This is a genomic window from Micromonospora sp. NPDC023956 (assembly GCF_040639195.1).
GTDB lineage: Bacteria > Actinomycetota > Actinomycetes > Mycobacteriales > Micromonosporaceae > Micromonospora.
The window spans coordinates 26,331-51,711 of the sequence record NZ_JBEZZN010000002.1 but is presented as its reverse complement, the minus strand read 5'-3'; the positions used below and the strand labels follow the sequence as shown (position 1 = coordinate 51,711).

At 72.8% G+C, this 25,381-nt stretch carries 26 protein-coding genes; 12 read left to right on the top strand and 14 right to left on the bottom strand.

All coding sequences use genetic code 11. From position 1 onward, the window contains the following. Positions 1-23: 23 nt before the first annotated feature. A complete protein-coding gene (locus AB0F58_RS02665) occupies positions 24-1,997 on the top strand; it encodes a peptidoglycan recognition family protein (protein ID WP_357136913.1) in 1,974 nt (657 codons plus the stop codon). A 225-nt stretch (positions 1,998-2,222) separates the two neighbouring features. Here AB0F58_RS02665 and AB0F58_RS02660 read toward each other — a convergent pair whose 3' ends face one another. From AB0F58_RS02660 to AB0F58_RS02650, 3 genes are all read right to left on the bottom strand, one after another. Then, positions 2,223-2,396, bottom strand: coding sequence for a hypothetical protein (locus AB0F58_RS02660; RefSeq protein WP_357138774.1), 174 nt, complete (start codon positions 2,394-2,396; stop codon positions 2,223-2,225). Between the two features lie 377 nt (positions 2,397-2,773). Continuing rightward, positions 2,774-3,352 carry an ATP-dependent Clp protease proteolytic subunit gene (locus AB0F58_RS02655; RefSeq protein ID WP_357138628.1) on the bottom strand — a complete coding sequence of 193 codons (579 nt, stop codon included), beginning with the start codon at positions 3,350-3,352 and terminating at the stop codon, positions 2,774-2,776. A 157-nt stretch (positions 3,353-3,509) separates the two neighbouring features. Beyond that, complete coding sequence (locus AB0F58_RS02650) at positions 3,510-4,109, bottom strand: helix-turn-helix domain-containing protein (RefSeq protein ID WP_357138626.1); 600 nt, start codon at positions 4,107-4,109, stop codon at positions 3,510-3,512. 171 nt (positions 4,110-4,280) lie between these two features. Between AB0F58_RS02650 and AB0F58_RS02645 the strand changes: the two genes are divergently transcribed. Continuing rightward, positions 4,281-5,297, top strand: a complete 1,017-nt coding sequence (locus tag AB0F58_RS02645; RefSeq protein WP_357136911.1) for a potassium channel family protein — start codon at positions 4,281-4,283, stop codon at positions 5,295-5,297. Between the two features lie 59 nt (positions 5,298-5,356). Here AB0F58_RS02645 and AB0F58_RS02640 read toward each other — a convergent pair whose 3' ends face one another. From AB0F58_RS02640 to AB0F58_RS02630, 3 genes are all read right to left on the bottom strand, one after another. Beyond that, positions 5,357-6,391, bottom strand: coding sequence for a 2-oxoacid:ferredoxin oxidoreductase subunit beta (locus AB0F58_RS02640; protein ID WP_357136909.1), 1,035 nt, complete (start codon positions 6,389-6,391; stop codon positions 5,357-5,359). After that, complete coding sequence (locus AB0F58_RS02635; protein ID WP_357136907.1) at positions 6,384-8,228, bottom strand: 2-oxoacid:acceptor oxidoreductase subunit alpha; 1,845 nt, start codon at positions 8,226-8,228, stop codon at positions 6,384-6,386. The genes AB0F58_RS02640 and AB0F58_RS02635 overlap by 8 nt, the downstream gene beginning before the upstream one ends. A gap of 296 nt (positions 8,229-8,524) precedes the next feature. Further along, a complete protein-coding gene (locus AB0F58_RS02630) occupies positions 8,525-9,898 on the bottom strand; it encodes a hypothetical protein (RefSeq protein WP_357136904.1) in 1,374 nt (457 codons plus the stop codon). Positions 9,899-10,073: 175 nt separating this feature from the next. Between AB0F58_RS02630 and ndhC the strand changes: the two genes are divergently transcribed. Beyond that, positions 10,074-10,451 (top strand): NADH-quinone oxidoreductase subunit A, encoded by a 378-nt coding sequence (ndhC, locus tag AB0F58_RS02625; RefSeq protein WP_357136901.1) that lies wholly within the window; start codon positions 10,074-10,076, stop codon positions 10,449-10,451. 78 nt (positions 10,452-10,529) lie between these two features. Here the strand turns inward: ndhC and folP are convergent, their stop codons facing one another. Further along, a complete protein-coding gene (folP, locus tag AB0F58_RS02620; RefSeq protein WP_357136898.1) occupies positions 10,530-11,399 on the bottom strand; it encodes a dihydropteroate synthase in 870 nt (289 codons plus the stop codon). Between the two features lie 149 nt (positions 11,400-11,548). Here folP and AB0F58_RS02615 point away from each other — a divergent pair, with 149 nt between their 5' ends. Next, positions 11,549-12,118, top strand: a complete 570-nt coding sequence (locus AB0F58_RS02615) for a DivIVA domain-containing protein (RefSeq protein WP_357136896.1) — start codon at positions 11,549-11,551, stop codon at positions 12,116-12,118. After that, a complete protein-coding gene (locus AB0F58_RS02610; RefSeq protein WP_357136893.1) occupies positions 12,115-12,612 on the top strand; it encodes an SRPBCC family protein in 498 nt (165 codons plus the stop codon). The genes AB0F58_RS02615 and AB0F58_RS02610 overlap by 4 nt, the downstream gene beginning before the upstream one ends. 21 nt (positions 12,613-12,633) lie before the next feature. On the opposite strand, the gene AB0F58_RS02605 is transcribed toward AB0F58_RS02610, so the two are convergent. After that, complete coding sequence (locus tag AB0F58_RS02605; RefSeq protein ID WP_357136890.1) at positions 12,634-13,479, bottom strand: sterol desaturase family protein; 846 nt, start codon at positions 13,477-13,479, stop codon at positions 12,634-12,636. Between the two features lie 126 nt (positions 13,480-13,605). On the opposite strand from AB0F58_RS02605, the gene AB0F58_RS02600 reads away from it, so the two are divergent. The 3 genes from AB0F58_RS02600 (at position 13,606) to AB0F58_RS02590 (ending at position 15,630) form a co-directional block, all read left to right on the top strand. Next, positions 13,606-14,187 (top strand): DNA-3-methyladenine glycosylase I, encoded by a 582-nt coding sequence (locus tag AB0F58_RS02600; protein ID WP_357136887.1) that lies wholly within the window; start codon positions 13,606-13,608, stop codon positions 14,185-14,187. A gap of 4 nt (positions 14,188-14,191) precedes the next feature. After that, complete coding sequence (locus AB0F58_RS02595; protein WP_357136885.1) at positions 14,192-14,785, top strand: hypothetical protein; 594 nt, start codon at positions 14,192-14,194, stop codon at positions 14,783-14,785. A 92-nt stretch (positions 14,786-14,877) separates the two neighbouring features. Beyond that, positions 14,878-15,630 carry an SDR family oxidoreductase gene (locus tag AB0F58_RS02590; RefSeq protein WP_357136883.1) on the top strand — a complete coding sequence of 251 codons (753 nt, stop codon included), beginning with the start codon at positions 14,878-14,880 and terminating at the stop codon, positions 15,628-15,630. A gap of 10 nt (positions 15,631-15,640) precedes the next feature. Here AB0F58_RS02590 and AB0F58_RS02585 read toward each other — a convergent pair whose 3' ends face one another. Continuing rightward, positions 15,641-16,432 carry an enoyl-CoA hydratase-related protein gene (locus AB0F58_RS02585; protein WP_357136880.1) on the bottom strand — a complete coding sequence of 264 codons (792 nt, stop codon included), beginning with the start codon at positions 16,430-16,432 and terminating at the stop codon, positions 15,641-15,643. Between the two features lie 4 nt (positions 16,433-16,436). Continuing rightward, positions 16,437-17,255 (bottom strand): PaaX family transcriptional regulator C-terminal domain-containing protein, encoded by an 819-nt coding sequence (locus tag AB0F58_RS02580; RefSeq protein ID WP_357136878.1) that lies wholly within the window; start codon positions 17,253-17,255, stop codon positions 16,437-16,439. Between the two features lie 191 nt (positions 17,256-17,446). On the opposite strand from AB0F58_RS02580, the gene AB0F58_RS02575 reads away from it, so the two are divergent. Together AB0F58_RS02575 and AB0F58_RS02570 are read left to right on the top strand one after the other, a co-directional pair. Continuing rightward, entirely contained in the window at positions 17,447-17,614 is a 168-nt protein-coding gene (locus AB0F58_RS02575; protein WP_007455245.1) for a DUF3117 domain-containing protein, read from the top strand. A 116-nt stretch (positions 17,615-17,730) separates the two neighbouring features. Then, positions 17,731-19,197, top strand: coding sequence for a leucyl aminopeptidase family protein (locus AB0F58_RS02570; protein WP_357136876.1), 1,467 nt, complete (start codon positions 17,731-17,733; stop codon positions 19,195-19,197). Between the two features lie 135 nt (positions 19,198-19,332). Here the strand turns inward: AB0F58_RS02570 and AB0F58_RS02565 are convergent, their stop codons facing one another. Then, the gene (locus tag AB0F58_RS02565) at positions 19,333-19,941 is read right to left on the bottom strand and encodes an O-methyltransferase (RefSeq protein ID WP_357138623.1); all 609 of its coding nucleotides are present in this window, start codon (positions 19,939-19,941) and stop codon (positions 19,333-19,335) included. A 264-nt stretch (positions 19,942-20,205) separates the two neighbouring features. Here AB0F58_RS02565 and AB0F58_RS02560 point away from each other — a divergent pair, with 264 nt between their 5' ends. Both AB0F58_RS02560 and AB0F58_RS02555 read left to right on the top strand, forming a co-directional pair. Beyond that, a complete protein-coding gene (locus AB0F58_RS02560; RefSeq protein WP_357138620.1) occupies positions 20,206-21,573 on the top strand; it encodes a trypsin-like peptidase domain-containing protein in 1,368 nt (455 codons plus the stop codon). 74 nt (positions 21,574-21,647) lie between these two features. Then, positions 21,648-22,052: a preprotein translocase subunit TatB gene (locus AB0F58_RS02555; RefSeq protein WP_357136874.1), complete on the top strand. Its 405-nt coding sequence runs from the start codon at positions 21,648-21,650 to the stop codon at positions 22,050-22,052. A gap of 82 nt (positions 22,053-22,134) precedes the next feature. On the opposite strand, the gene AB0F58_RS02550 is transcribed toward AB0F58_RS02555, so the two are convergent. The 3 genes from AB0F58_RS02550 to AB0F58_RS02540 all read right to left on the bottom strand — a co-directional run bounded on the left by AB0F58_RS02550 (position 22,135) and on the right by AB0F58_RS02540 (position 25,354). Further along, positions 22,135-23,283: an Mrp/NBP35 family ATP-binding protein gene (locus AB0F58_RS02550; RefSeq protein WP_357136872.1), complete on the bottom strand. Its 1,149-nt coding sequence runs from the start codon at positions 23,281-23,283 to the stop codon at positions 22,135-22,137. A gap of 171 nt (positions 23,284-23,454) precedes the next feature. Next, complete coding sequence (locus tag AB0F58_RS02545) at positions 23,455-24,042, bottom strand: DUF1003 domain-containing protein (protein WP_357136869.1); 588 nt, start codon at positions 24,040-24,042, stop codon at positions 23,455-23,457. Continuing rightward, the gene (locus AB0F58_RS02540) at positions 24,035-25,354 is read right to left on the bottom strand and encodes a CBS domain-containing protein (protein WP_357136867.1); all 1,320 of its coding nucleotides are present in this window, start codon (positions 25,352-25,354) and stop codon (positions 24,035-24,037) included. The genes AB0F58_RS02545 and AB0F58_RS02540 overlap by 8 nt, the downstream gene beginning before the upstream one ends. Positions 25,355-25,381: the final 27 nt, after the last annotated feature.

Sequence of the window (25,381 nt, the reverse complement as noted above, 5' to 3'; positions counted from 1 at the left end):
CATCAATCCGACCAGGAGGCTCGATGCCCAGCGTGACGCCCCCGACGAGCAGACGCATCCTGCTCGCGGCCGTCGTGGCTGCTGCCACGGCGATCGTTCCCCTCACCAATACCCCTGCCGTCGCCGACGCGTCCGTCACCCGGCAGCAGCAGTACGCCGCCGCGGCGGCGGAATACGGCGTGCCGGAGAGCGTGCTGCTCGGCGTCTCCTACCTACAGTCCCGGTGGGACACCAACGCCGGCACGCCCAGCACCAGCGGTGGCTACGGCCCCATGCACCTGACCGACGCCGAGTACGTGGTGTCCCTGCCGGGCGGCAACCACCACGACGACGACGAGGACCCGCGCGGCGACGACTCGCGGCCGGCGCGCAAGGTCGACTCGGGCGGGGACGCGCCGCCGGCCGCGTCCCTCCAGACCCTCGACGCCGCCGCCACCCTCACCGGCACCAGCGAGCAGGCGTTGCGCGGCGAGCCGGTCGCCAACATCCGGGGCGGGGCGGCGCTGCTCGCGTCGTACCAGCGGGAACTGGCCGGTCCGACCGGGCGCACGAGCGACCCGGCCGCCTGGTACGGCGCGGTGGCCCGCTATGCCGGCGCGGACAGTGCGGACGCGGCGGCCGCCTTCGCCAACGAGGTGTACCGGACCATCCGGGAGGGCGCCAGTCGGACCACGGACGACGGCCAGCGGATCACCCTGGCCGCGCACGCGAACCTGGTCCCGGTCACGTCCTGGCTGGACAAGCTCGGGCTGCGCAAGCTGGCCCGCCCGGACGGCCTGGAGTGCCCGGACGACATCTCGTGCGAGTGGATCCCGGCCCCCTACCAGGAGCTCGGTGCCGGCGACTACGGCAACCACGACCTCTCCGACCGGCCCGGCCGGCAGAAGATCGAGTACATCGTCATCCACGACACCGAGGGCAGCTACGCGGGCACGGTGCGGATGGTCCAGGACCCGACCTACGTGAGCTGGCACTACACGCTGCGCTCGGTCGACGGGCACATCGCCCAGCACGTGAAGTCCAAGGACGTCGCCTGGCACGCCGGCAACTGGTACGTCAACTCCAAGGCCATCGGGCTGGAGCACGAGGGCTTCGCCGCCCAGGGCACCTGGTACACCGAGGCGATGTACCGGACCTCGGCGAAGCTGGTGCGGCACCTCGCCACCCGGCTCGGCATCCCGCTGGACCGGAACCACATCATCGGCCACGACAACGTCCCCGGCACGGTCGCGGCGAACGTACGCGGCATGCACTGGGACCCGGGACCGTACTGGGACTGGGACCACTACTTCGAGCTGATGAAGGCACCGGAGATCAACACCGGGACGCACCGGACCGGCCTGGTCCGCATCGAGCCGGACTTCGCCACCAACCGGCCGGCCTTCACCGGCTGTGTCACCGCCGGCGTGCCGTGCCCCTCGCGCGGCTCGTCCTCGGTGATCCTGCGCAGCGCGCCCAGCCAGGACGCACCGCTGGTCAACGACATCGCCCTGCGTCCGGACGGGACGCCGAACACCATGCACATCTCCGACTACGGCGCGCGGGCGTCGACCGGTCAGACGTACGCGGTCGCGGACCGGCAAGGTGACTGGACGGCGATCTGGTACCTCGGGCAGAAGGCGTGGTTCCACAACCCGGCGAGCGCGCCGACCGCGAAGTGGACGGTCGGTCTGGTCGCCGTCCCCAAGCCGGGGAAGGCGACGATTCCGGTGTACGGGCGGGCGTATCCGGAGGAGGCGGCGTACCCGGCGGGCGTGCCGTACCAGACGATCTCGCCGCTCCAGTACACCCTCTCGGCGGGCCAGCGGTACGCCGTCGGCAACGTGCTGGACAGCGAGTACTACCGGTCGACCACCTTCGACGGCTCGGCGCCGGGCGACTGGACCGTGATCCGGGGCGAGAAGCGGTACGTCCAGATCCAGTTCGGTCACCGCATCATGTTCGTCGACCGGGACGACGTGCAGCTGCTGCCCTCCGTCCTGGGGGCACCCCGGTAGGTCCGGTGACGCGGAGGGTTCCCGGCCGTTGTCCGGGAGCCCTCCCCACCCGGGCGGGACCACCGGTCCGGGTGCGTGCCGTCCCCGGTGTCCGGCTGGAAACACCGGCCCGGGTGTGGACGACCCCGGTGTCCGGGTGGAAACCCCGGTCCGGGTGCGGACGACCCCGGTGTCCGGGCGGAGACGGAACGGCCCCGCGTCCCCAGGGGACGCGGGGCCTGCTGGTCAGCGGGCCAGGATGCCCACCAGCGTTCCGATGCTGGCGACCATCGCGGCGATGATGGGACTGAGCGCCTTGATGTACGCCAGGATGAGCCGGTGCCGTCCGTCGTGGTCGGCCTCGGTCTCGTCCTCGGAATCCGGCGTCTCGATGTCTGGCCCTTGAGGGGCTACAGTCAACACGACTCCTTCCGTTGCGTGCGGTCGAGTCGATGCGGCGTCCGGTGCCAGCCGGGCGCCGCCTCTTTTGGGCGGCGCTGCGCCGTTCGACCGTTAGAGCATCCTCCCGCCGGGCGGCTAGCACAAGGGTCGACTTTTCACTGTCGTGTAGCTGACAGTCCGATGAAACGGACTAAGAAAATATCGGTGCAACTCCTTGCGTGACGGGGGATGACCATGCTGCCGTACAGCGGAAGGTGACCGCGCCACCACCTGTCCGTGAGTGCTGGTGGGAGTCGGATCCCTCAAGCGGGACGCCGCCGCCCGTACGGTGGCGGGCGGCGGCGTCGGTCGGACCGTTCCTACCCGGCCGCCCCGTGCCGGCCGGACGGGAACGGTCAGGTCGTGGGGAGTTGTGCGACGTGCTCCAGCACCTGGTCGATCAGGCCGTACTCCCGGGCCTGCTCGGCGGTGAACCAGCGGTCCCGGTCCGAGTCGCGCACGATGTCGGCGAAGGACTGGCCACTGTGCCGGGCGATCAACTCCTGCATGGTGCGCTTGACGTACAACATGTTCTCGGCCTGGATGGTGATGTCGGCGGCGGTGCCGCCGAAGCCGCCGGACGGCTGGTGCATCATGATCCGCGAGTGGGGGAGGGCGTACCGCTTGCCGGCCGTCCCGGTGGAGAGCAGGAATTGCCCCATCGAGCCGGCGAAGCCGAGCGCCAGGGTGGCCACGTCGTTGCGGACGTAGCGCATGGTGTCGTAGATGGCCAGCCCCGCGCTGACCGAGCCGCCCGGTGAGTTGATGTAGAGGAAGATGTCCCGCTCGGCGTCCTCGGCGGCGAGCAGCAGGATCTGTGCGCAGACCTGGTTGGCGGACGCCTCGGTCACCTCGGTGCCGAGGAAGACGATCCGCTCCCGCAGCAGCCGCTCGAAGACCTGGTCGCCGAAGGGCGGCTGGTTGACCTCCACCATGCGTACCGTGTAATCGATCGTCACCGTCGGCCTCCCCGCGTATTCGCCGGCGGGCGGCGCTCACCACCCGGTGTACCGGCCCGTCCAGCGTGCCGGCGGTGCGGGCGGTCGACCGAGGGTTTCTGCCGGCGGCAGATATGCCGACGGCAGAAGCCGGTCAGCAGCGTGGCGAGGGACCGGTGGCGAGCAGGACGTGAGGCTGCCCGGGGCCGCTCCGCAGGGCCCGGGTGACCCGCGCGGGGGAGCCGGGTCGGCGGCGGGTGGTCAGGGCGGGACGACGACCGGTCGTCAGCCGGGCGTCGGGGAGCCGGTTCGTGGGGCAGGTGGATCCGCCCGCCGCCGGACGGGTGACCGGGGCGGGACGGGTGACCGCGGTGGGGCGCCCAGCGGCCGGGGTGGGTCGGCCGGCCGGCAGGACCCGCCGACCCGCCGGAACCCGACCCGCCGGAACCCGACCGGTCGGGACCCGACCGGTCGGGACCCGACCGGTCGGGACCCGGGGCGGCGCGACCGGGGTCCGTGGCTCCACCCGGCGCAGGTCGTCACGGGCCTCTTCGAGCAGGTCGGAGAGGCGGATGCCGAGGGCCCGGCAGATCGCCGCGAGCACCTCCGAGGAGGCCTCCTTGCGCCCCCGCTCGACCTCGGAGAGATAGGGCACCGAGACCCCGGCCACCTCGGCGACCTCGCGCAGGGTGCGCCCCTGCCGGACCCGGAGCCGGCGCAGGACCCCACCGATCACCCGTCGTAGCAACGACATCCCGGCCTCCTCGTCGGCGGTGCGGTAGCCGACCCTGCTCATTGTGCCGGTTTCCGCCGGTTGCGGTTACCCGGCCCGCCCCGGCGGGGTCGTCACCTGCACGGCCGGTCTCCGGCGTACCGGCTATGTTGTGCACGTGCAGGTGGCAGCGGAGACAGGTCGGACCCGACGGTGATCCATTTTCCCGCGCAGCGGCGGGGGCCGCTCAGTGCGCTCAGCCTGCGACTGGCCGCCGCCGTCGCCCTGGTCTGTGCCGTGGTCGGCGCGGTCTACCTGGACCGCGAGGGCTACCGCGACGTCAACGAGGACGGCCTGACCCTCCTCGACTGTTTCTACTACGCGGTGGTCTCGCTCTCCACCACCGGCTACGGCGACATCACGCCGGCCTCGGACTCGGCCCGGCTGATCAACGTCCTCTTCGTCACGCCGGCCCGGGTGCTCTTCCTGATCATCCTGGTCGGCACCACTCTGGAAGTCCTGACCGAGCAGTACCGGACCGGCCGTCGGCTGAGCCAGTGGGGGAGAACCGTGAAGGACCACGTCATCATCTGCGGCTACGGCACCAAGGGCCGCAGCGCGGTCTCCGCCCTGCTGGAGAACGGGCTGGACAAGTCCCGGATCGTCGTCGTGGAGCGCAGCGGCGCCGCGATCCGGCAGGCCACCTCGGCCGGACTGGTGGCCATCGAGGGATCCGCCACCCGGTCGACCGTACTCAACGAGGCGCACGTCCGTACCGCCAAGGCGGTGATCATCGCGACCGACAGCGACGACGCCTCCGTGCTGGTGGCGCTGACCGTCCGGCAGCTCACCGCCGGGCAGGTCCGGATCATCGCGGCGGTCCGGGAGGCGGAGAACGCGCCGTTGCTCAAGCAGAGCGGCGCGCACCACGTGATCGTCTCCTCCGCCACCGCCGGCCGGCTGCTCGGCCTCTCCACCTCCGCGCCACCGTTGATCGACGTGGTCGAGGACCTGCTCACCCCCGGGCAGGGGATGGCGCTGGCGATGCGGTCGGCGGAACGGGCCGAGGTGGGCCGCTCGCCCCGGGAACTGGAGTCGCTGGTCATCGCCCTGGTCCGCCGGGGCAAGGTGGTCACTCTCTCCGACCAGGCCGGGGCCGTGATCGAGACCGGCGACATGCTGGTCTACGTCCGCGACGACCGGCCGCAGGCGGCGACGACCTCCTCCTGACGGTACGACGAAGGGGCGGCCCCGGACGGGACCGCCCCTTCGTCGTGTTCCGTGACGACCTAGAGGATGGTCCAGGTGTCGCCGCTGTTGAGCAGGCCGGCGAGCTGCTGCTCCGGCGTCTCGGTGGCGGCGGCCTTCGCCTCGGCGACCTGGGTCTGCACCACGCTGTCGTAGGTGGGGCGGTGTACCGAGCGGAACACGCCGATCGGGGTGTTGCTCAGGTCCGGCCTGGGCAGTCGGCTCAGCGCGAACGCGTAGGCCGGGTCGGTGACCGTCGCGTCGTGCACGACGATCTGCTCGGCCGGGGTGGACGCGGTCTCCCGGACCTCCAGACCGAAGCCGCCCGGCGGGTGGACCACGCAGAACCGGCCCTCGGCGCCGAACGTGATCGGCTGCCCGTGCTCCAGCCGGATCAGGAAGTCGTCCCGGGTGGCCGGCTCCTTGAGCTGCTCGAACGCGCCGTCGTTGAAGATGTTGCAGTTCTGGTAGATCTCCACGAACGCCGAGCCCTCGTGCTCGGCGGCGGCCCGCAGCACCGACTGGAGGTGCTTGCGGTCGGAGTCGATGGTGCGGCCGACGAAGGACGCCTCCGCGCCCAGTGCCAGCGAGATCGGGTTGAACGGCGCGTCCGCCGAGCCGGCCGGGGTCGACTTGGTGATCTTGCCGACCTCGGAGGTGGGCGAGTACTGCCCCTTGGTCAGCCCGTAGATCCGGTTGTTGAAGAGCAGGATCTTCAGGTTGACGTTGCGGCGCAGCGCGTGGATGAGGTGGTTGCCGCCGATGGAGAGGGCGTCACCGTCGCCGGTGACCACCCAGACCGACAGGTCCGGCCGGCTGACCGAGAGGCCGGTGGCGATCGCCGGGGCCCGGCCGTGGATCGAGTGCATCCCGTAGGTGTTCATGTAGTACGGGAAGCGCGAGGAACAGCCGATGCCGGAGACGAAGACGATGTTCTCGCGCGGGATCCTCAGCTCGGGCATGAACTGCTGCACGGCGGCGAGGATCGCGTAGTCACCGCAGCCGGGGCACCAGCGCACCTCCTGGTCGGACTTGAAGTCCTTGGCGGTGAGCTTGAGGGCGACGGGCTCAGACATTCTTCAGGACCTCTTCCAGCATCGTCTCCAGCTCCGCGGCCGTGAACGGCAGACCCCGGACCTGGTTGTACGCGATCGCGTCGACCAGGTAGCGGCCCCGGATCACCTGGGCGAGCTGGCCGAGGTTCATCTCGGGGACGACGACGCGGTCGTAGGAGCGCAGCACCGTGCCGAGGTTGGCCGGCATCGGGGCGAGGTGCCGCAGGTGCGCCTGGGCGATCGAGAGGCCGCGCTGCCGCAGCCCCCGGCAGGCCGCACCGATCGGCCCGTACGTCGAGCCCCAGCCGAGCACCAGCACCCGGGCGTCGCCGTCCGGGTCCTCCACCTCGACCTCCGGCACCGGGATGGTCTCGATCCGGGCGGCCCGGGTACGGACCATGAAGTCGTGGTTGGCCGGGTCGTAGGAGATGTCGCCGGTCTTGTCGGCCTTCTCCAGCCCGCCGATCCGGTGCTCCAGGCCCGGGGTGCCCGGGATGGCCCACGGGCGGGCCATCGTCTCCGGGTCACGCAGGTACGGCAGGAAGGTGCCGTTCTCGCCGTTGGGCTCGGTGGCGAACTCGACCCGCAGGTCGGGCAGGGAGTCCACCTCGGGCAGCAACCACGGCTCGGAGCCGTTGGCGACGTAGTTGTCGGAGAGCAGCAGCACCGGGGTGCGGTAGGTCAGCGCGATCCGGGCCGCCTCGATGGCCGCGTGGAAGCAGTCCGAGGGCGACTTCGGTGCGATCACCGCTACCGGGGCCTCGCCGTGCCGGCCGTAGAGGGCCATGTTCAGGTCGGCCTGCTCGGTCTTGGTGGGCATGCCCGTGGACGGGCCGGCCCGCTGCACGTCGACGATGACCAGGGGCAGCTCCAGCGCCACCGCCAGGGAGATCGTCTCGCTCTTGAGCGCGACACCCGGGCCGCTGGTGGTGGTGATGCCGAGCGCCCCGCCGTACGACGCGCCGAGCGCCGCGCCCACCGCCGCGATCTCGTCCTCGGCCTGCACGGTGACCACGCCGAAGCGCTTGTGCTTGCTCAGCTCGTGCAGGATGTCCGAGGCCGGGGTGATCGGGTACGCGCCGAGGAAGACCGGCAGCCCGGAACGGACCCCGGCGGCGACCAGCCCCAGCGAGAGGGCGGCGTTGCCGGTGATGTTGCGATAGGTGCCGGGGTGCATCTTCGCCGGCTTGACCTCGTACCGCACCGAGAAGGAGTCGGTGGTCTCGCCGAAGTTCCAGCCGGCCTTGAAGGCGGCGATGTTCGCGGCGACCAGCTCGGGCCGCTTGGCGAACTTGCGCTCCAGGAAGCGCAGCGTGGATTCGTACGGCCGGGAGTACATCCAGGAGAGCAGGCCGAGGGCGAACATGTTCTTGGCCCGCTCGGCGTCCTTCTTCGACACGGCCTGGTCGGCGAGCGCGCCGACCGTCATCGAGGTCAGCGCGACCGGGTGCACCACCCAGCCGGCGAGGGTGTCGTCCTCCAGCGGGTTGCTCTGGTAGCCGACCTTGGCCAGGTTGCGCTTGGTGAACTCGTCGGTGTTGACGATGATGTCCGCGCCCCGGGGCAGGTCGTGCAGGTTGGCCTTGAGGGCGGCCGGGTTCATCGCGACCAGGACGTTCGGCGCGTCACCCGGGGTGAGGATGTCGTAGTCGGCGAAGTGCACCTGGAAGCTGGAGACGCCGGGCAGGGTGCCGGCGGGGGCCCGGATCTCGGCGGGGAAGTTCGGCAACGTGGAGATGTCGTTGCCGAGCTGCGCGGTCTCCGAGGTGAACCGGTCGCCGGTGAGCTGCATGCCGTCGCCGGAGTCACCGGCGAACCGGATGACCACCCGGTCGAGTTGGCGGATCTGCTTGGTCACGCCTGAACCTCGTTTCGCGTGGCCCGGTCGCGCGGGCGGCCGAACCTGATGCTGGCCTCGCCTTGCCCGGCCACCTGACCTCCTTGGACGCACTGCTGGGGCGGGCCATCCGGAAAACCGACCCGGCCCGCTTCGCTCAACATCTAGGAGCCTACGTCGGGCAGGGGGTCCCATCGGGCCGCAGGTCCGCCGAATGGGACCGCCTTACCCTGGAAACTGTACGGTTTTGTGACGTTTCGCGGCTAGGGCCGTAATCGAAATCACCGGTCGGGCTTCCGTCAGTCGATCGATGGAGATCATTTGGAGCCGTCGCCGGCCCCGGCCGCCCCGCCCGGCACGCCGGTCAGCCGCCGACGCAGCGACGTGGTCGCCAGCGTCAGTGCCAGCACCACCAGGAGGCCGGAGACACCGATGAGGATGATCGCGGTCCGCTGCGCCGGGCTCAATCCGTCGTCCGGACCCGAACCTCTGGTCGAACCGGTGAGGACACCCTGCGAACCGGTCGGCTGGGGCGCGCCGGCCACCGGGGTGGTCAGCGCGGCGGCGGCGGTGATCCGGAAGCTCATCTGCACCCGGCGGCTCTCGACGTTGCGCGGGTCGAGCTGGCCGACCACCCCGCCGGAGAACGGTGCCCGCCGCTGCGCCTCCGGCGTCGCGACCACCGGAAGCCGCAGGACGGCCGTCCGGCCGGCCGACACCGTCCCCACCTCGCACCGGGTGCGCCCGGTGGCCGGCTGGGACGTGCAGCCGGCCGGCGGTTCGGGCACGCTCACCCCGTCGGGCAGGACCACCTCGACCAGGCCTGCGGCGTCCACCGAGCCGGTGTTGCCGAGCCGCACCTCCAGCGTGCTCGGCCCGCCGCCGATGTCGAAGGCCACCTCGTCGGCCTCCAGCGCGATGCCGGGCACCGGTGGGCCGGGCGGGAACAGGACTGCGAAGCCCTCGTCGTCGCTGACCGGGGCGGGCTGCCCCGGGGCGGTCGCGGTGACCGACACCGTGCCGCTGAGCGGCATCTGCCGCCAGGCGTCCCCGCTGACCCGGACCCGGATCAGGGTGCTGAACCGCGCGCCCGGCGCGACCGTCCACGCGCCGCACCGGTGGCCACCGTCGCCGGCCGGGGCGCACCCCGGCGTACCGGCGTCGGTGACCCCGGCCGGCAGGGCGTACGCCAGGCCGACCTGGCCGGTCACCTCGCCGGTGTTGGTCACGGTGACCCGGAGGGCTGCCGTGGTGCTCGCCGCGTTCCAGTACTCGGTGGTCAGGTGGACGTCCCCGGTGGTGACCCGGACGCCGAGCCGGGCGGCGGTCGGCTCACCCGGGGCGGACGTCGTCGGCAGGGAGTGGGTCGGCAGCGGCGGCCGGGGCGTCGCGCTTCGGGTGGGGGTGGGCGGCGGACCGGCCGTGGTCACCGTAGGTAGTGGGTCGGGTGCGGCGGTGGTCGGTGGCGGTGGCGTCTCGCCCGGCGGTTCCTCGGTGGGCGGCGCGGTGGTGGGCGCCGGCTCGGTCGGGGTGGGCGGATCCGTCGGCGGCTCCGGGTCGCCGTTGCCTGCCGGATCGGTGACCGGCGCAAACGCCTGCCCGGCGGTGACCGGCGCGGCGGTGGCCAGGCCCGGGGCCACGGCCGCCGCGGTGGCGGCGCCGACGGCGAGCGAGATCGACAGCAGGGACACCACCCACCGGTCTCGGAGGCGCTCACCGGGGCGTGCGTCGGGGCGCGTCATCTCTCCTCCGGTCACAGTGGGTGAGGATTCATTATTCGGTAACAGTTGTCGCATGACACTGGTCCGCCGGGAAACAGTTGCGTAACGGGTCGGGGCCGGCGGGTGGGCGGTAGGCTGTCGGGCCATGGGCGGGTACCTGGGCTCGTACGCGACGCTCGGGCTGTTGCTGGCCGCGAGCGTCCTCTTCTTCGTAGTGGCGTTCTCGGCCAACCGGGTGTTACGTCCCGCCCGTCCGGCCGATCCGCCGGGCAAGCGCGTCAGCTACGAGTGCGGCCTGGACCCGGTGGGTGGCGACTGGGCGCAGATGCAGATCCGCTACTACGTCTACGCGTACCTCTACGTGCTCTTCGCCGTCGAGGCGGTCTTCCTCTTCCCCTGGGCGGTGGTTTTCGACCGGCCCGGATTCGGCCTGGTCACCGTCGCCGAGATGGGCATCTTCGTGGCCGTGCTCGCGCTCGGCATCCTCTACGCCTGGCGGCGGAACATCCTGCGCTGGACCTGACCGGCGACGGTGCCGGTCCCGACCGGCGTCGTCCTCGCCGACCCCGCGAGAGATGGGTGGCGGGGCCGGGCGGCCGGCTCAGGCCAGGCCGCGTCGGGTGAGGGCGGGCGGCCGGTCCCCCCGGATCGAGGCCACCATGTCCAGCACCCGCCGGGTCTGCCGGACCTGGTGGGCCCGGAACACCCGGGCGCCCAGCCAGGCCGACACGGCGGTGGCGGCGAGGGTGCCCTCCAGCCGCTCGGCCACCGGCAGGTCGAGGGTCTCCCCGACGAAGTCCTTGTTCGACAGGGCGACCAGCAGCGGCCACCCGGTGCCGGCCAGCTCGCCGAGCCGCCGGGTGATCTCCAACGAGTGCCGGGTGTTCTTGCCGAAGTCGTGTGCCGGGTCGATGAGGATCCCGTCGCGGCGTACCCCCAGCCCCACCGCGCGGTCGGCCAGGCCGGTCACCGTGCTCAGCACGTCCGCCACCACGTCGTCGAAGGCGGCCCGGTGCGGCCGGGTCCGCGGCGCCAGCCCGCCGGCGTGTGAGCAGACCAGCCCCGCGCCGCTCTCGGCGGCCACCCGGGCCAGCGCCGGGTCCGCGCCGGACCAGGTGTCGTTGAGCAGGTCCGCCCCGGCGGCGACCGCCTCCACCGCCACCTCGGCCCGCCAGGTGTCGATCGAGATGACCACCTCCGGGAAGGCGGCCCGGACGGCGGCGATGGTGTCGACCGTACGGCGGATCTCCTCGGCGACGTCCACCTCGTCGCCGGGACCGGCCTTCACCCCACCGATGTCGACGATCTCGGCGCCCTCGGTCACCGCCCGCTCCACGGCCCGCAGGGCGCTGTCCGCGGCGTAGGTGGCACCCCGGTCGAAGAACGAGTCCGGGGTGCGGTTGACGATCGCCATCACCACCAACTCGCCCGGGGCGAACGTACGCCCGCCGAGCCGCAGCGTCCCGGTCATGCCCGCCTCCCGAACCCCGCCCGTAACCGACCGTCTGCGACGCTAGCCGGTCCGCCCGCCCCCGCGTGCCCCGGACACCGTCCGAACCGGTCGACGGCACGCGGTGATCCGGGGTCGCCCGACGGCGATCGTCATGCCACGATCTGTGCATGGGTCAGCTTCTGCTCCTGCTGGTCGTGGCGTTGACCGTCGCGGCGGTGGTGTTCGGTGTGACGGTCCTGGTGAGCGGTCGTGATCCGGGCCTGGTCCCGGTCGAGCCGGACGGCCGGTCGGTGCCGCTGCCCGGCGGCCGTCCGCTCGCCGAGTCGGACATCGGCACGGTTCGTTTCGACACCGCGCTGCGGGGGTACCGGATGGACCAGGTCGACCAGGCGCTGCGCCGGGCGGCCTACGACATCGGTTACAAGTCCGAGTTGATCGGCGTGCTGGAAGCGGAGGTCGCCGCCTTGCGGGAGGGACGCACCATCGAGGCCGACCAGCTGCGGGACACCCGGCTGGCCGCGCTGACCGGCGCCTCCGCCGCCGTGGCTGCCGACGACGTCCCGGGCGCCGGTCCCACCCCGGCCGACACGGACTCCCCGGCTACCGTGGCCAGCCCCTCCGCCGACGCCACCGCCCCGGCCGGTGACCCCCGGCGGGACGGCGACGCGGACGACGCCGGAGCGGAGCACCCCCCGGCCGGCCAGTCCGACCCGGTCGTCCGGTCGGAGTCGGCGTGACCGCACCGGGAGGCTCGGAGGAACTGCGGGAGGCGGCCCAACCCGGTGCCGGTGAGGTCACCGCGACGGTGATCGTCGACGCGCCCGCCGAACGGGTCTTCGCCGCCCTCACCGCGTGGGAGCGCCAGTCGGAGTGGATCCCCTTCACCCGGGTCCGCGTCGTGGAGGGGGACGGTGGCGAGGGGAGCCTGATCGAGGCGGTCACCACGATCGGGCCGGCGGCGCTGCGCGACGAGATGCGGGTGGTCCGGGTCGACGCGCCGTACGAGGTGGGTGTGGTCCACTGCGGGCGGCTGCTGCGCGGCCCCGGAGTGCTGCGCTGCACCCCGATGCAGGGCGACCGGACCCAGGTGGTGTGGCACGAGTGGTTCCACCTGCCCGGTGGCGCGGCCGGCCGGGTCGCCTGGCCGGTGCTCTGGCCCGGCTCGAAGTTCAGCCTGACCGGGGCGCTGCGGAAGTTCGGCCGGCTCGTCGAGCAGGGCCGCCTGCCCTGACCGGTGCGACGTCGGCGGCGGTCAGGAGCCGTCGGCGGGGTCGGGCCGCCAGCCCGGGGAACGCAGCAGGTGGCCGGCACGGTGCCGCCAGGACGCTGCCGCCCGTACGTCCCGGGCGATCGCGACGTACTCGTGGAACGCCACCCGCAGCGGGTTGTGGGTGGCGATGTTCGTGGTCAGGCCGTAGACGCAGCGGTCCCGTTCGGGGGCGAACGTGCCGAAGAGCCGGTCCCAGACGATCAGGATGCCGCCGAAGTTGCGGTCCAGGTAACCGCCCTGCGAGGCGTGGTGCACCCGATGGTGCGACGGGGTGTTGAAGACCGCCTCGAACCACCGGGGCATCCGGTCGATGCGCTCGGTGTGGATCCAGAACTGGTAGAGCAGGTTGACCGAGCCGCAGAAGGCGACCACCGCCGGATGCACCCCGACCAGGACCAGCGGTACGTAGAAGACCCAGCCGGCCGCGCTCGTCCAGGGCTGGCGCAGCGCGGTGGAGAGGTTGAACCGCTCCGAGGAGTGGTGCACCACGTGCGTCGCCCAGAGGATCCGGACGACGTGGTGGCCCCGGTGCGACCAGTAGTAGCAGAAGTCCTGCGCCAGCAGGATCAGCGGCCAGGTCCACCAGACCTCGCCGATCCGCAGTGGGGTGAGCGCGTACAGCAGCGCGTACGCGGCGGTGATCGGGATCTTCCAGAGCAGGTCCGCCCCGACGCTGCCCAGGCCCATGGTCAGGCTGGTGGCGGTGTCCGCCGTCGAGTAGCCGAGCTCGTCGTCGTCGCGGTGCAGCAGGTAGGAGACCCGTTCCAGCACGATCAGCAGCAGGAAGGCCGGGATCGACCAGGCGATGACGTCCGGGAAGTCCTTCATCGGGCCGCGCCTCCCACCGCCGTCGGCCGCGCCGGAGTGGCGCTGCTACCGATCGGTAACCAGCACGATAGGCAGCCCGGCGGGCCGAGGCAATGGTCCGGCACCGGGTGACCTACGGTGGATGCCGTGGACGACCTGGTGACCGGTGCCGACGGGCTGGCCCGCTGCGGATGGGGTGCGGGCACCCCGGACTACGCGGCCTACCACGACGGGGAATGGGGTCGGCCGCTGCGCGGCGACGACGCGCTCTACGAGCGGATCACGCTGGAGGCGTTCCAGTCCGGCCTCTCCTGGCTGACCATCCTGCGCAAGCGCGCGGCGTTCCGGCGGGCCTTCGACGACTTCCGGATCACCACGGTCGCCGGCTACGGCGAGGCCGACGTGACCCGACTCCTCGGCGACGCGGGAATCGTGCGCAACCGGGCCAAGATCGAGGCGGCGATCGCCAACGCGCGGGCCGCCCTCGACCTGCCCGAGGGGCTCTCCGCGCTGCTCTGGTCCTACGCCCCGCCCGCCCGGTCGATCCGTCCCGGCCGGCTGGCCGAGGTGCCGGCGGTGACGCCGGAGTCGACCGCGCTGGCCAAGGCGCTCAAGAAGCGCGGTTTCCGCTTCGTCGGGCCGACCACCGCGTACGCGCTGATGCAGGCCACCGGCATGGTCGACGACCACGTCGCCGGCTGCCACGTCGTCCTCGTCCCGGCGGCGTGACGGGATGGCGGACATGACCGGCACCGATCGGGCCTGGGCGGTGCTGCTCCCCGCCGACCGGTACGACGCCGAGCGGCTCGTCCAGCACGACACGCTGGAGCTGACCGGCCTGGAGACCGCGCACCGGCCGGCCCCCGGTGACCCGGTCGCGGTGGTCGTCGACGGGGAACCACCGGTGCTGGTCGCGCTCGGCCGGGTCGCGTCCGGCGTCGGGACCGAACAGGATCCGGACGACCCCGGCGCGGACGACGTGCCGACGCCGCTGGTGGTGTCGTACACCCGGCGGGCCTTCGACGAGCCGCTGCCGGTCGACGGGCTGGTACCCGAGGGTCCGGTCACCCCGCTCGCCGCCGACCGTTGGCAGGCCCTGGCCGACCGGCTCGGGCCCCCGCCACCCCGGCGGACCTGGCTGGTCAGCCTGGACCTGCCGATCGAGGCGGCGAACCCGGCCGAGGCGGTGCGGATCTTCTGGTCGTACGTGCGCGAGTTGGGCCCCCGGGAGCTGCCCGCGTACGTCTCGCCCAGCGGGGACGAGCTGGCCATGCAGGCGTTCGTGCTCGGCGCGGAGGCCAACCAGGACCCGGAGGAGGACGACTAGCACCCGTCCTCGCGGGTACGCAGCCGGCACGGAGCCGGCGCTGCCGGTTCCCGGTACGCCGCCCGAACGCGCGGCGCGGGAGAGGAACGCCGATGCGCTTTCAGGACAGGGTCGTCTTCGTCACCGGCGGTGCGTCCGGGCTGGGCGCCGCCACCGCCCGGCGGTTCGCCGCCGAGGGTGCCCGGGTGGCGATCGCCGACATCAACGCCGAGGGGGCCACGCGGGTCGCCGCCGAACTGCCGGATGCCCTGTGGGTGACGGTCGACACCGGTGACGCCGACTCGGTCGAGCAGGGCATCGCCACGACGCTCGACCGCTACGGACGGATCGACGTGATCTTCAACAACGCCGGCATCGACGGCAAGCAGCAGCCGCTGCACGAGATGGATCTGGAGAACTGGGAGCGGGTCCGGCGGATCAACGGCGACGGCGTCTTCCACGTGCTCAAGTACGGCATCGAGGCGATGCTGCGCGGTGGTGGCGGAGCGATCGTGAACACCTCGTCGACCACCGCGCTGGCCGCCCAGGAGAACGTCTCGCCGTACACCTTCACCAAGGCCGGGATCGTCGGGCTGACCAGGTCGGCGGCCATCGAGTACGCGGCGCGCGGGGTGCGGGTCAACGCGATCGCCCCGACCGTGGTGATGACGCCGCTGGTCGAGCACTTCATCGCGAGCGCACCGGATCCGGCACTGATGCGTCAGCAGATGGAGTCCTTCAACCCGAAACCCGGCATCCCCACCCCGGAGGACATCGCCGGGGTGGTCGCCTTCCTCGCCTCCGACGAGGCTGCCTGGATCACCGGCCACACCGTCCCGGTCGACGGCGGGTACGTTGCCCGCTGATCCCGCCGGCTCAGCGCCCCTCGTAGACCGGCTGCTCCTTGCGGACGAAGGCATGGGTGGCGGCGCGGTGGTCGGCGGTGCCCCCGCAGATCGTCTGCGCCTGCGCCTCGGCGGCCAGCGCGTCGGCGAGGGTGCCCGCGTCGGCGATGGAGAGCTGGCGCTTGATCGCCCCGTACGCGACGGTCGGACCGGCGGCCAGCCGGGCGGCGAGTTCCTGGGCGGTCGGCAGCACCTGCTCGTCGTCGGCCACGAGCTGGTTGAGCAGTCCCAGCTGGCGGGCTTCCTCGGCGCCCACCGGCTCGGCCAGCATCAGCAGCTCGACCGCCTTGGCGTGGCCGACCAGCCGGGGCAGCGTCCAGGACGCGCCGGTGTCGGCGGCCAACCCCACCTTCGCGAAGGCCATCAGGAACTTCGTCCTCGGCCCACCGATCCGGATGTCGGCGAGGAAGGCCAGCGACGCCCCGGCCCCGGCAGCCATGCCGCGTACCGCCGCGACCACCGGCTTGGGCAGGTTGGCCAGGCGGGCGGCGATCGGGTTGTAGTGCGCGCCGACGGTGGCCAGCGCGTCGCCCTTGGTCGACTCCAGGGTCGCCACGTGTTCCCGCAGGTCCTGGCCGGCACTGAACTGCCCGCCCGCCCCGGCGAGCACCACCGCCCGGCAGGTCCGGTCGGTCTCCAGTTCGGCGAGGGTGTCCCGCAGGGCCTCCTTGAGCGCCACGTCGAGCGCGTTCATGGCCGTCGGGCGGTTCAGCGTCAGGGTGACCACGGCGTCGGTGCGGTCGACCAGGAGCGGCTCGGTCACGTGTCTAACGACCCTTCTGTCGTACGGGGCGGCTGCCCAGGTCGAGGCACTGCTCCACGTACCGGTCGGCGGCCGGGCGGAGCCGGGCCGCGTGTCGGTCGAAGAAACTGGCGGCGCTGGTGCCGGGCCAGCGTTCGGGCAGCAGGGCCGGGGGCAACTGCGGATCCTTGAACAGGAAGGTACGCCACGCGTGCACCAGTCGGAATCGCGCCGCGTACGCCTCCTCGTCACCGCTGCGCGCGGTGACCGTGGCCAGCAGGGGGCGCTGTTCGGCGACGAACTCCTCGTACGCCCGGCCGATCTCGGCGAGGTCCCAGGCGCGACGGACCATGGCCACCGCGCCCGGGGTGCCGCCGGCGTGGGCGGCGGTGAAGCGTTCGTACCGGACGCCGCCCTCGGTCAGCACGACGTCGGCGTCCTCGGCGGCCCGGGTGGCGACCCAGGTCTGTTCGTCGAGGGTGCCGTAGCCGAGGAAGCGCAGGGTCGTGGCGAGTCGCTGCCGTTCCCGGCGATTGCTCGGGGCGTCGAGCACGATCAGGTCGAACCGGCCGTCCCAGCCGGTCCGGGCGGTGCGGTAGATCCGGGACGCCGCCTCGTCGAGTCGGCGGGCCGCCTTCGGGGTGATCCCGTAGCCCGGTCCGGAGGCGAGTCGGGTCGGGTCCAGCCAGCCCTGCCGCACCATCCGGGAGACCGCGGTACGCACGGCCGGGGGCGCGATACCGAGCGGTGCGAGCAGTTTGACCAGGGCGGCGACCGGTGCCCGGCCGCCCCGGGGACGGAGGTGGTCGCCGTACAGGTCGAAGAGTGCCGACCGTGCCTGCATGACCGCACATTGTGACAGGCCTATTCGGGATATGCTAGACGCTGTTACACCAATGCTGCTTCGGTTTGGGTCCGGCGGTGTTCATCAGGGAAAATCGTTGGTCAGCACCGCGCGTCGGCGCGTGGTGGGTTTAACGCGAAGTGGCTGTGGGGCAACCCACCGACCCTGGTGTAGGTCTGAGGGGAGACAACATGGCGGCGATGAAGCCGCGGACGGGCGACGGTCCGCTGGAGGTCACCAAGGAGGGCCGGGGCATCGTCATGCGGGTTCCGCTGGAGGGTGGTGGCCGGCTCGTCGTCGAGATGACTCCCGACGAGGCCAACGCGCTCGGTGACGCGTTGAAGGCAGCCGCCGGCTGATGGAGGAGTGGCCCGGGTGGCGTCCGCCGCCCGGGTGGTCCGGAAGAACCTGAGCCACCGGTACACCGGTGGCTCAGGCTCTTCGTGTTCCTGAATCCCAGGAGGTACGGCAAAGCGTGCTGGACATCCGTCTGGTGATCGGTCCCGACCGGTTCGACACCCTCGTCCTACCTGTCCGAAGCGCCGAGGGGACGGACGCCCCGGCGGCGCTGGTCCCGACGACGGCGACACTCCCCGACGACCTGGTCGCGGAGGCCACCGCCCTGGTCTCGGCGGCGGCCCTGACCGGGACCGCCGGTGAGACCCGGCTCCACCTGCGCCCACTGGCCACCCCCGCACGGCTGCTGCTGCTCGGCGTGGGCGACGACGACGAAGCCGGCTGGCGGGCCGCCGGGGCCGCGCTGGTCCGTACCCTCGCGGAGGAGACCTCCGCCACCGTGGCCCTGCCGGCCGGTGCACCGCCGGAGGCGGTACGCGGCCTGGCCGAGGGGGCGCTACTGGCCTCCTACCGCTTCCGGCTGGCCGACGCCACGTCGACCCCGGCGCTGGCCGAACTGGAGATCGCGGTCGACGAGCCGGGACGGTACGCCGCCGCGCTCGACACCGCCGGAACCACCGCCCGGATGACCTGTTTCGCCCGGGACCTGACCAACATGCCGTCGTCGGTGAAGAACCCGGACTGGTTCGCCGGCCAGGTCGCCGGGCTCGCCGCCGACCTGCCCGACGTCGATCTGCGGGTCTGGCAGCCCGACGAACTCGCCGAAGCGGGCTTCGGTGGCATCCTCGCCGTCGGCGGCGGCTCGGCCAAGGGGCCCCGCCTCGTCGAGCTGAGCTGGCACCCGGCCGGCGCGACGACCCACGTGGTGCTGGTCGGGAAGGGGATCACCTTCGACACCGGCGGCATCTCGATCAAGCCGTTGTCCGGCATGAAGCTGATGCGCAAGGACATGGCGGGGGCCGCCGCCGTGGTCGCCGCCACCCTCGGGGCCGCCGCGCTGCGCCTCCCCGTCCGGATCACCGCGCTCGCGCCGCTGGCCGAGAACATGGTCTCCGGGTCGGCCTTCCGTCCGGGCGACGTGATCCAGCACTACGGCGGGCTGACCAGCGAGTCGACCAACTCCGACGCCGAGGGCCGACTGGTGCTCGCCGACGCTCTGGCGTACGCGGTGGACCGGCTCGCCCCCGACGTGCTGATCGACCTGGCCACCCTGACCGGGGCCAACTCGATCGCGCTGGGTTCGCGGCACGCCGCGCTCTACACCGAGAACGACGAGCTGGCCGAGGCGTTGGTCTCGACCGCCGCCGAGGCGGGTGAGCGGTCCTGGCGGATGCCGTTGGTGGGTGACTACGTCGAGTACCTCGGCAGTGACCTGGCCGACTTCTACAGCGCCCCGAACCGGGGCGCGGGCTCGGTGGTCGCCGCCCTGTACCTGCGGGAGTTCACCGGCGACCTGCGGGACCGCTGGGTGCACTTCGACATGTCCGCGCCGGCCTGGTCGTCCGACGCCACCGGGGAACTCGCCCGGGGCGCCACCGGCTGGGGCGTGCGGGGCCTGCTGCGCTGGCTGGCGACACTGGCCTGAGCCGCACCCGGTGGCTGCCCGGTCGGACGTTGCCGCCCGGGGTGGTTGCAGGGGCCCTTCCTACCGCATCCTGCCGAGGAGGGGACCCCTGCACACACCCGGGGACCGTGCGGGGAAGCCCCGGTGGTGCGGCGGTCAGCAGCGGATGGCGGCCAGCAGGCCGTGCCCGACCGGGAGCAGGGCGGGCACCCACTCCTCCGACTCCCGGAGCGCCTTCATGGTCTCGCGCAGCATCACCGTCTCCGGGTCACGGGCGGCCGGGTCGCCGATCCGCCCGCCGGCCAGGGCACCGTTGACGGCGAGCACGCCGCCCGGACGGAGCAGCCGCAGCGCGGCGTCCACACAGGCACTGACCCCGGTCACGTCGGCGTCGACGAACAGCAGGTCGTACGCCCGATCGGCGAGGCGGGGCAGGACGTCGAGGGCACGTCCGGCGATGATCCGGGTACGGCCCGCCGGGAAGCCCGCCTCGGCGAAGATCCGCCGGGCGATCCGTTGGTGCTCGACCTCCACGTCGATGGTGGTCAGCACCCCGTCGGCGCGCATCCCGCGGAGCAGCCAGACGCCGCTGACCCCGGTCCCGGTGCCGACCTCCACCACCGCCCTTGCACTGCCGGCGGCGGCGAGCAGCCGCAGGGCGGCACCGGCCCCGGTGGTCACCGCGTCGACGCCCACCTCCTCGGCGAGACTGCGGGCGGTGCGCAGGACGAGATCCTCGGCGACGTACGACTCGGCGAACTGCAGGGCCTGCGCCGTGGAACTGCCGGAACTGGCGGCCGTGGCGATGGGACACCTCCGGGGGCGGCGGGAGCGGAGCGGGGCGGGTTGGCCGTATGAGCCTAGAGGCGACGGTCGAGGGGCGCAGTCACGCGGTCGGTCGCTGTGGTGTCCGCCGGTACGACCATGGGTCCCGGACCGGGCATCCGTGCAATCCTGGATGGTGATCCCGTCCGTCGCGGCCGGGCCGGTGCCGCCGGCCCGCCCCCGGTGGACGGGGCTCGGGACGGACTGGGAGGCACCGACGTGACCGACGGCTGGGACTGGCGCCGGCCCGCCGCGAACAACCCCGTACCGCCGCAGCCGCCGGTCGCCGGGGGCCTGCCGACGGGCGGGGGGTACGGGGGACCGACGAACGGGGGCGTACCGGCCGGCGGGCACGCCACGGGTACCGCCTCGCCCTGGTGGTCCGACGCGCTCGCCGACCCGTGGCGGGACCCGGCCGCGCCCACCGCCGTGGTGTTGCCGGCCGTGCCGGTGCGGGGAACGGAACCGGAACCGGTGGCCGACCCGGACGCGCCCCGTCGACCGGTGCTGCGCCAGATGTTGCTGATCGTCGTGGTCGCCGCGCTGCTCGCCGGCACGCTCGGCGGCGCGCTGGGCTACGTGTTCGCGGTACGCGGCGGCGCGGGCGGGACGGTGCTCGGGGCCCAGCCGCAGGAGGCGCCGGTGGCCGCCCAGCGCAAGCCCGACTCGCTGGCCGGGGTCGCCGCGCGGGTGCTGCCCAGCGTGGTCACCGTCCGGGTCGGCGGTGCCGCCGGCACCAGCGAGGGCTCGGGCTTCATCGCCAGCGCCGACGGCCACGTGATCACCAACGACCACGTGATCGCCGGGGGCAACGGCAGGGCGACGGTGATCTTCAACGACGGCTCCTCCGCCCCGGCCACCCTGGTCGGCCAGGATCCGGAGTCCGACATCGCTGTGATCAAGGTCGCCCGGACCGGGCTGCGGCCGGTCGAGTTCGGCGACTCGGACGCCCTCGCGGTCGGCGACCCGGTGCTCGCCATCGGTTCGCCGCTCTCCCTGGCGAACACGGTGACCGCCGGCATCGTCAGTGCCCTGGACCGGACCATGCGGGCCGGTGAGCCGGGCGGACCGGTGCGCTACTACGCGGCCATCCAGACCGACGCGGCGGTCAACCACGGCAACTCCGGCGGTCCGCTGGTGGACGGCGCGGGTCGGGTCGTCGGGGTGAACTCGACGATCAAGTCGCTGGTCTCCGACGGGCAGGAGGCCGGGAACATCGGCCTCGCCTTCGCCATCCCGATCAACCAGGCCAAGCGCATCACCCAGGACATCATCGGCACCGGCAAGGCCCGCCGTACGGTGATCGGCGCCGAGGTGCCCGGACCGGGCGCCGCCCCCAGCGCCACCGGTGGCGTACGACTGGTCGCGGTCGAGCCGTCCGGGCCGGCGGCCGGGGCCGGGCTGAGGGCCGGCGACGTGGTCCTCCGGCTGGCCGGGCGACCGTTGTCCGAGCCGACCGACCTGATCGCCCTGGTGCGCAAGTTCGCTCCCGGGTCGGTGGTGACGGTCGAGTACCGACGTGGCTCGTCCCTGGAGACCGCCTCGGTGACGCTGGCCGCGGACGCCAAGTAGGGGACGGCCGCCCCCTCCCGGAAGCTGCCCGGCGTGCGTACGCTTGCCGACAGGTGCCGAGGAGGAGGCTGCGCGTGTTCGACAACCTGGGCGGTTTCGAGATCGGTGCGCTGCTGCTGCTCGCGTTGCTGATTTTCGGCGACCGACTGCCGGCGGTCATCAGCGACGGCCTGCGGATGGTGCGCAACCTGCGCAACATGGCCCGCAACGCCACCACCGACCTGAGCCGGGAGTTGGGCACCGACATCCAGCTGGAGGACCTGCACCCCAAGGCGTTCATCCGCAAGCACCTGCTCAGCGAGGAGGACGAGCAGGCGATCCGGAAGCCGTTGCAGGGCATCTACGACGACCTGCGGGCCGACGTCGACGGGGTGCACAAGGAGCTGAAGGACGTGGCCGCCGCGGCGGACGTGCGCTCCGGTGCCACCGCGGCCAGCACGCCGCCCCGGCCCCGCAGCTACGACGTCGACGCCACCTGACCCCGGTCCGCGAGCGGCGGGGCCGGGCGGCGTCGGTCAGCGTCTGACCCGGCCCGCGAGCGGCGGAGCCGATCGAGGTCGGTCAGCGGCCGGCGGGCTTGAGGCCGAGGGGCTTGCCGAGCAGCGACTCACGACGTACGGCCAGCCGGTCGGCGACCGCGTCCAGTGCCTTCGCGGCCGGGGCGGTCGGATCGGCGAGCACGACCGGGGTGCCGGCGTCGCCGGCTTCGCGGACCCGGGTGTCGAGTGGGATCTGCCCGAGCAGCGGCACCTGCGCGCCGATGATCCGGGTCAGCGACTCGGCCACGGTCGCCCCGCCACCGGAGCCGAAGACCTCCATCCGGGAACCGTCCGGCAGCTCCAGCCAGGACATGTTCTCGATCACGCCGACCACCCGCTGGTGGGTCTGTAGCGAGATCGCGCCGGCCCGCTCGGCCACCTCGGCGGCGGCGGCCTGCGGGGTGGTGACCACCAGGATCTCCGCGTTCGGCAGCAGCTGGGCCAGCGAGATCGCCACGTCGCCGGTGCCCGGGGGCAGGTCGAGCAGGAGGACGTCCAGGTCGCCCCAGTAGACGTCGGCGAGGAACTGCTGCAACGCCCGGTGCAGCATCGGGCCGCGCCACACCACGGCGGCGTTGCCGGCGGTGAACATGCCGATCGAGATGACCTTCACGCCGTGCGACTGGGGCGGCATGATCATGTCTTCCACCCGGGTCGGGCGGGCGTCCGTGCCGAGCATCCGGGGCACCGAGTGGCCGTAGATGTCCGCGTCGACCACCCCGACGGAGAGCCCCCGGGCGGCGAGCGCGGCGGCCAGGTTCACCGTCACGCTGGACTTGCCGACGCCGCCCTTGCCGCTGGCCACCGCGTACACCCGGGTCCGGGAGCCGGGCTGGGCGAACGGGATGACCGGTTCCTCGGTCGAGCCCCCGCCACGCAGCTGGGCCTGGAGCGACTGCCGTTGCTCGGCGCTCATCACCCCGAACTCGATCTCCACCCCGGTCACCCCGGGCACCGCGCCGACGGCGGCGGTGATGTCGGAGCGCAGCTTCTCCTTCAGCGGACAGCCGGCGACGGTGAGCAACAGCTCGATCCGGACGACGCCGTCGTCGCCGACGACCGCGGAGCGGACCATGCCGAGGTCGGTGATCGGCCGGCGGATCTCGGGGTCGTCGACGGTGGCCAGCGCGGACTGGACGGCGTCGGAGACGGTGCTGACGGGTGCGGACATGCCCGCAATGCTACGTCGGTGCCCGTCCGTGACCACGGGCAGCGGGGGCGGTGTGAGCGAGTCGGCGGTCGTCCGGTTGGTCCGGTTCCGGCGACCCGGTCGGTCCGTGCCCGGCCGGTCCGGGCAGAGCGGCTCGACCAGCGGGCTCCGTGCCCGGCCGGTCCGTGTCGGTCAGTCCGTGCCCGGTGGGCCCGCTCTCGGTTCGTCCAAGGGCTCGTCGAGCGGTTCGGGGCGCTGGCCGGGCTTCTCCTGCTGCCGACGTTCGAGCCGGTGGCGGCGCTGCTGGGCCTCGTCCAGCTCCTCGGCCAGCCGGGCCAGCTCGGAGCGGAGGAAGTCCCGGGTGGCCACCTCGCCCAGGGCGATCCGCAGGGCGGCGATCTCCCGCGCCAGGTACTCGGTGTCCGCCTTCTGCGCGGTGGCGCGACGGCGGTCCTCCTCGAGCGAGACCCGGTCCCGGTCGGCCTGCCGGTTCTGTGCGAGCAGGATCAGCGGGGCCGCGTAGGACGCCTGCAGGGACAGCACCAGGGTCAGGAACGTGAAGGTGTACGGGTCGAAGCGCAGCTGGGCCGGGGCCAGGGTGTTCCAGACGAACCAGGCCGCGATCACCACCGTCATGTAGACGATGAAGTTCGCCGTGCCCATCCCCCGGGCGATCCCCTCGGACCAGCGTCCGAACGCCTCCGGGTCGAACCGGGGCAGCTTGATCGTGCGGGGCTCCGCCGGCTGGTCCAGCCGTTCGGAGCGGCGCTGCTCAGCCATGCCCACCGTCCGTCAGCCAGCTCCCGTCCGCCTCCCCGTGCAGGGCGCCGCCGGAGGAGTCGGAGAGGTCGGCCGCGGCGTCCCGGTCCCGCCAGTCCCGGGGCAGGGAGTGGTCCAGTACGTCGTCCACGGTGACCGCGCCGACCAGCCGGTTGTTGCGGTCCACGACGGGCATGGCGACCAGGTCGTAGGTGGCCATCCGACGGGTGATCTCCGGCAGGGGGGTGGTCTCGCGCAGCGGGTCGATGTCGTTGAGCACCACCCCGCCGAGCAGGTCGGCCGGGGGCTCCCGGAGCAGGCGCTGGAAGTGCACCATCCCCAGGTAGCGCCCGGTCGGGGTGGTCATCGGGGCCCGGGAGACGAAGACCTGTGCCGCCACGGCGGGGGAGAGCTGTGGCTCCCGGATCCGGGCCAGCGCCTCGGCGACCGTCGCATCCGGCGGGAGGATCACCGGCTCGGAGGTCATCACGCTGCCCGCGGTACCCGGCGTGTACTTCAGCAACTGGCGCACCGGGTCGGCCTCGTCCGGTTCCATCAGGTCGAGCAGCACGTCCTGTTCCGGCGGGGGCAGTTCGTTGAGCAGGTCGGCCGCGTCGTCCGGGTCCATCTCCTCCAGCACGTCGGCGGCGCGTTCCCGGCCCAGGGCGGTGAGGATCTCCACCTGGTCGCGCTCGGGCAGCTCGCTGAGCACGTCTGCCAGGCGCTCGTCGTCCAGGGCCGCCGCCACCTCGTTGCGGCGCAGGTCGGGCAGGTCCTGGAGGGCGTTGGCCAGGTCGGCCGGGCGCATGTCCTCCAGGACGGCGAGGAGGTTGGCCGTACCCCGGGTGTCGGCGAAGCCGGTCAGCCCCCGGACCTTGTCCCACTCCACCTGGTGCAGGTGTCCCCGACGGGTGAGCCGGCCGCTCTGCTCCCGGACCGCCACCCGGCCGAGCGACCACTCGCCGCCCCGGGTGCACTCCATCGCCACGTCGACCACGGTGCCGGGCCGCCCGTCCGCCTCGAGGTGCACCCGGCGGTCCAGCAGTTCCTGGAGGACCAGCAGCTCGTTGGGGCGCTTCTCGAAGCGGCGCAGGTTCAGCGTGCCGGTGCCGAGTACGACGGCGTCCGCCTCGAGCGTGGTGACCCGGTTGATGGAGAGGAAGATGCGTCGCCGCATCGGCATCTCGGCGACCAGTCCGACCACCTCGGGTGGGCGGTTGGTCGGCCGGAGCCGGGCCACCGCGTCACGGATCCGCCCCACCTGGTCGCCGTTCGGGTCGAAAACGGCCACGCCGGCGAGTCGGGCGAGGTAGATCCGGGTCGGCGTGCTCACGCCGACCAGCCTATGCGCCTAGTGTCT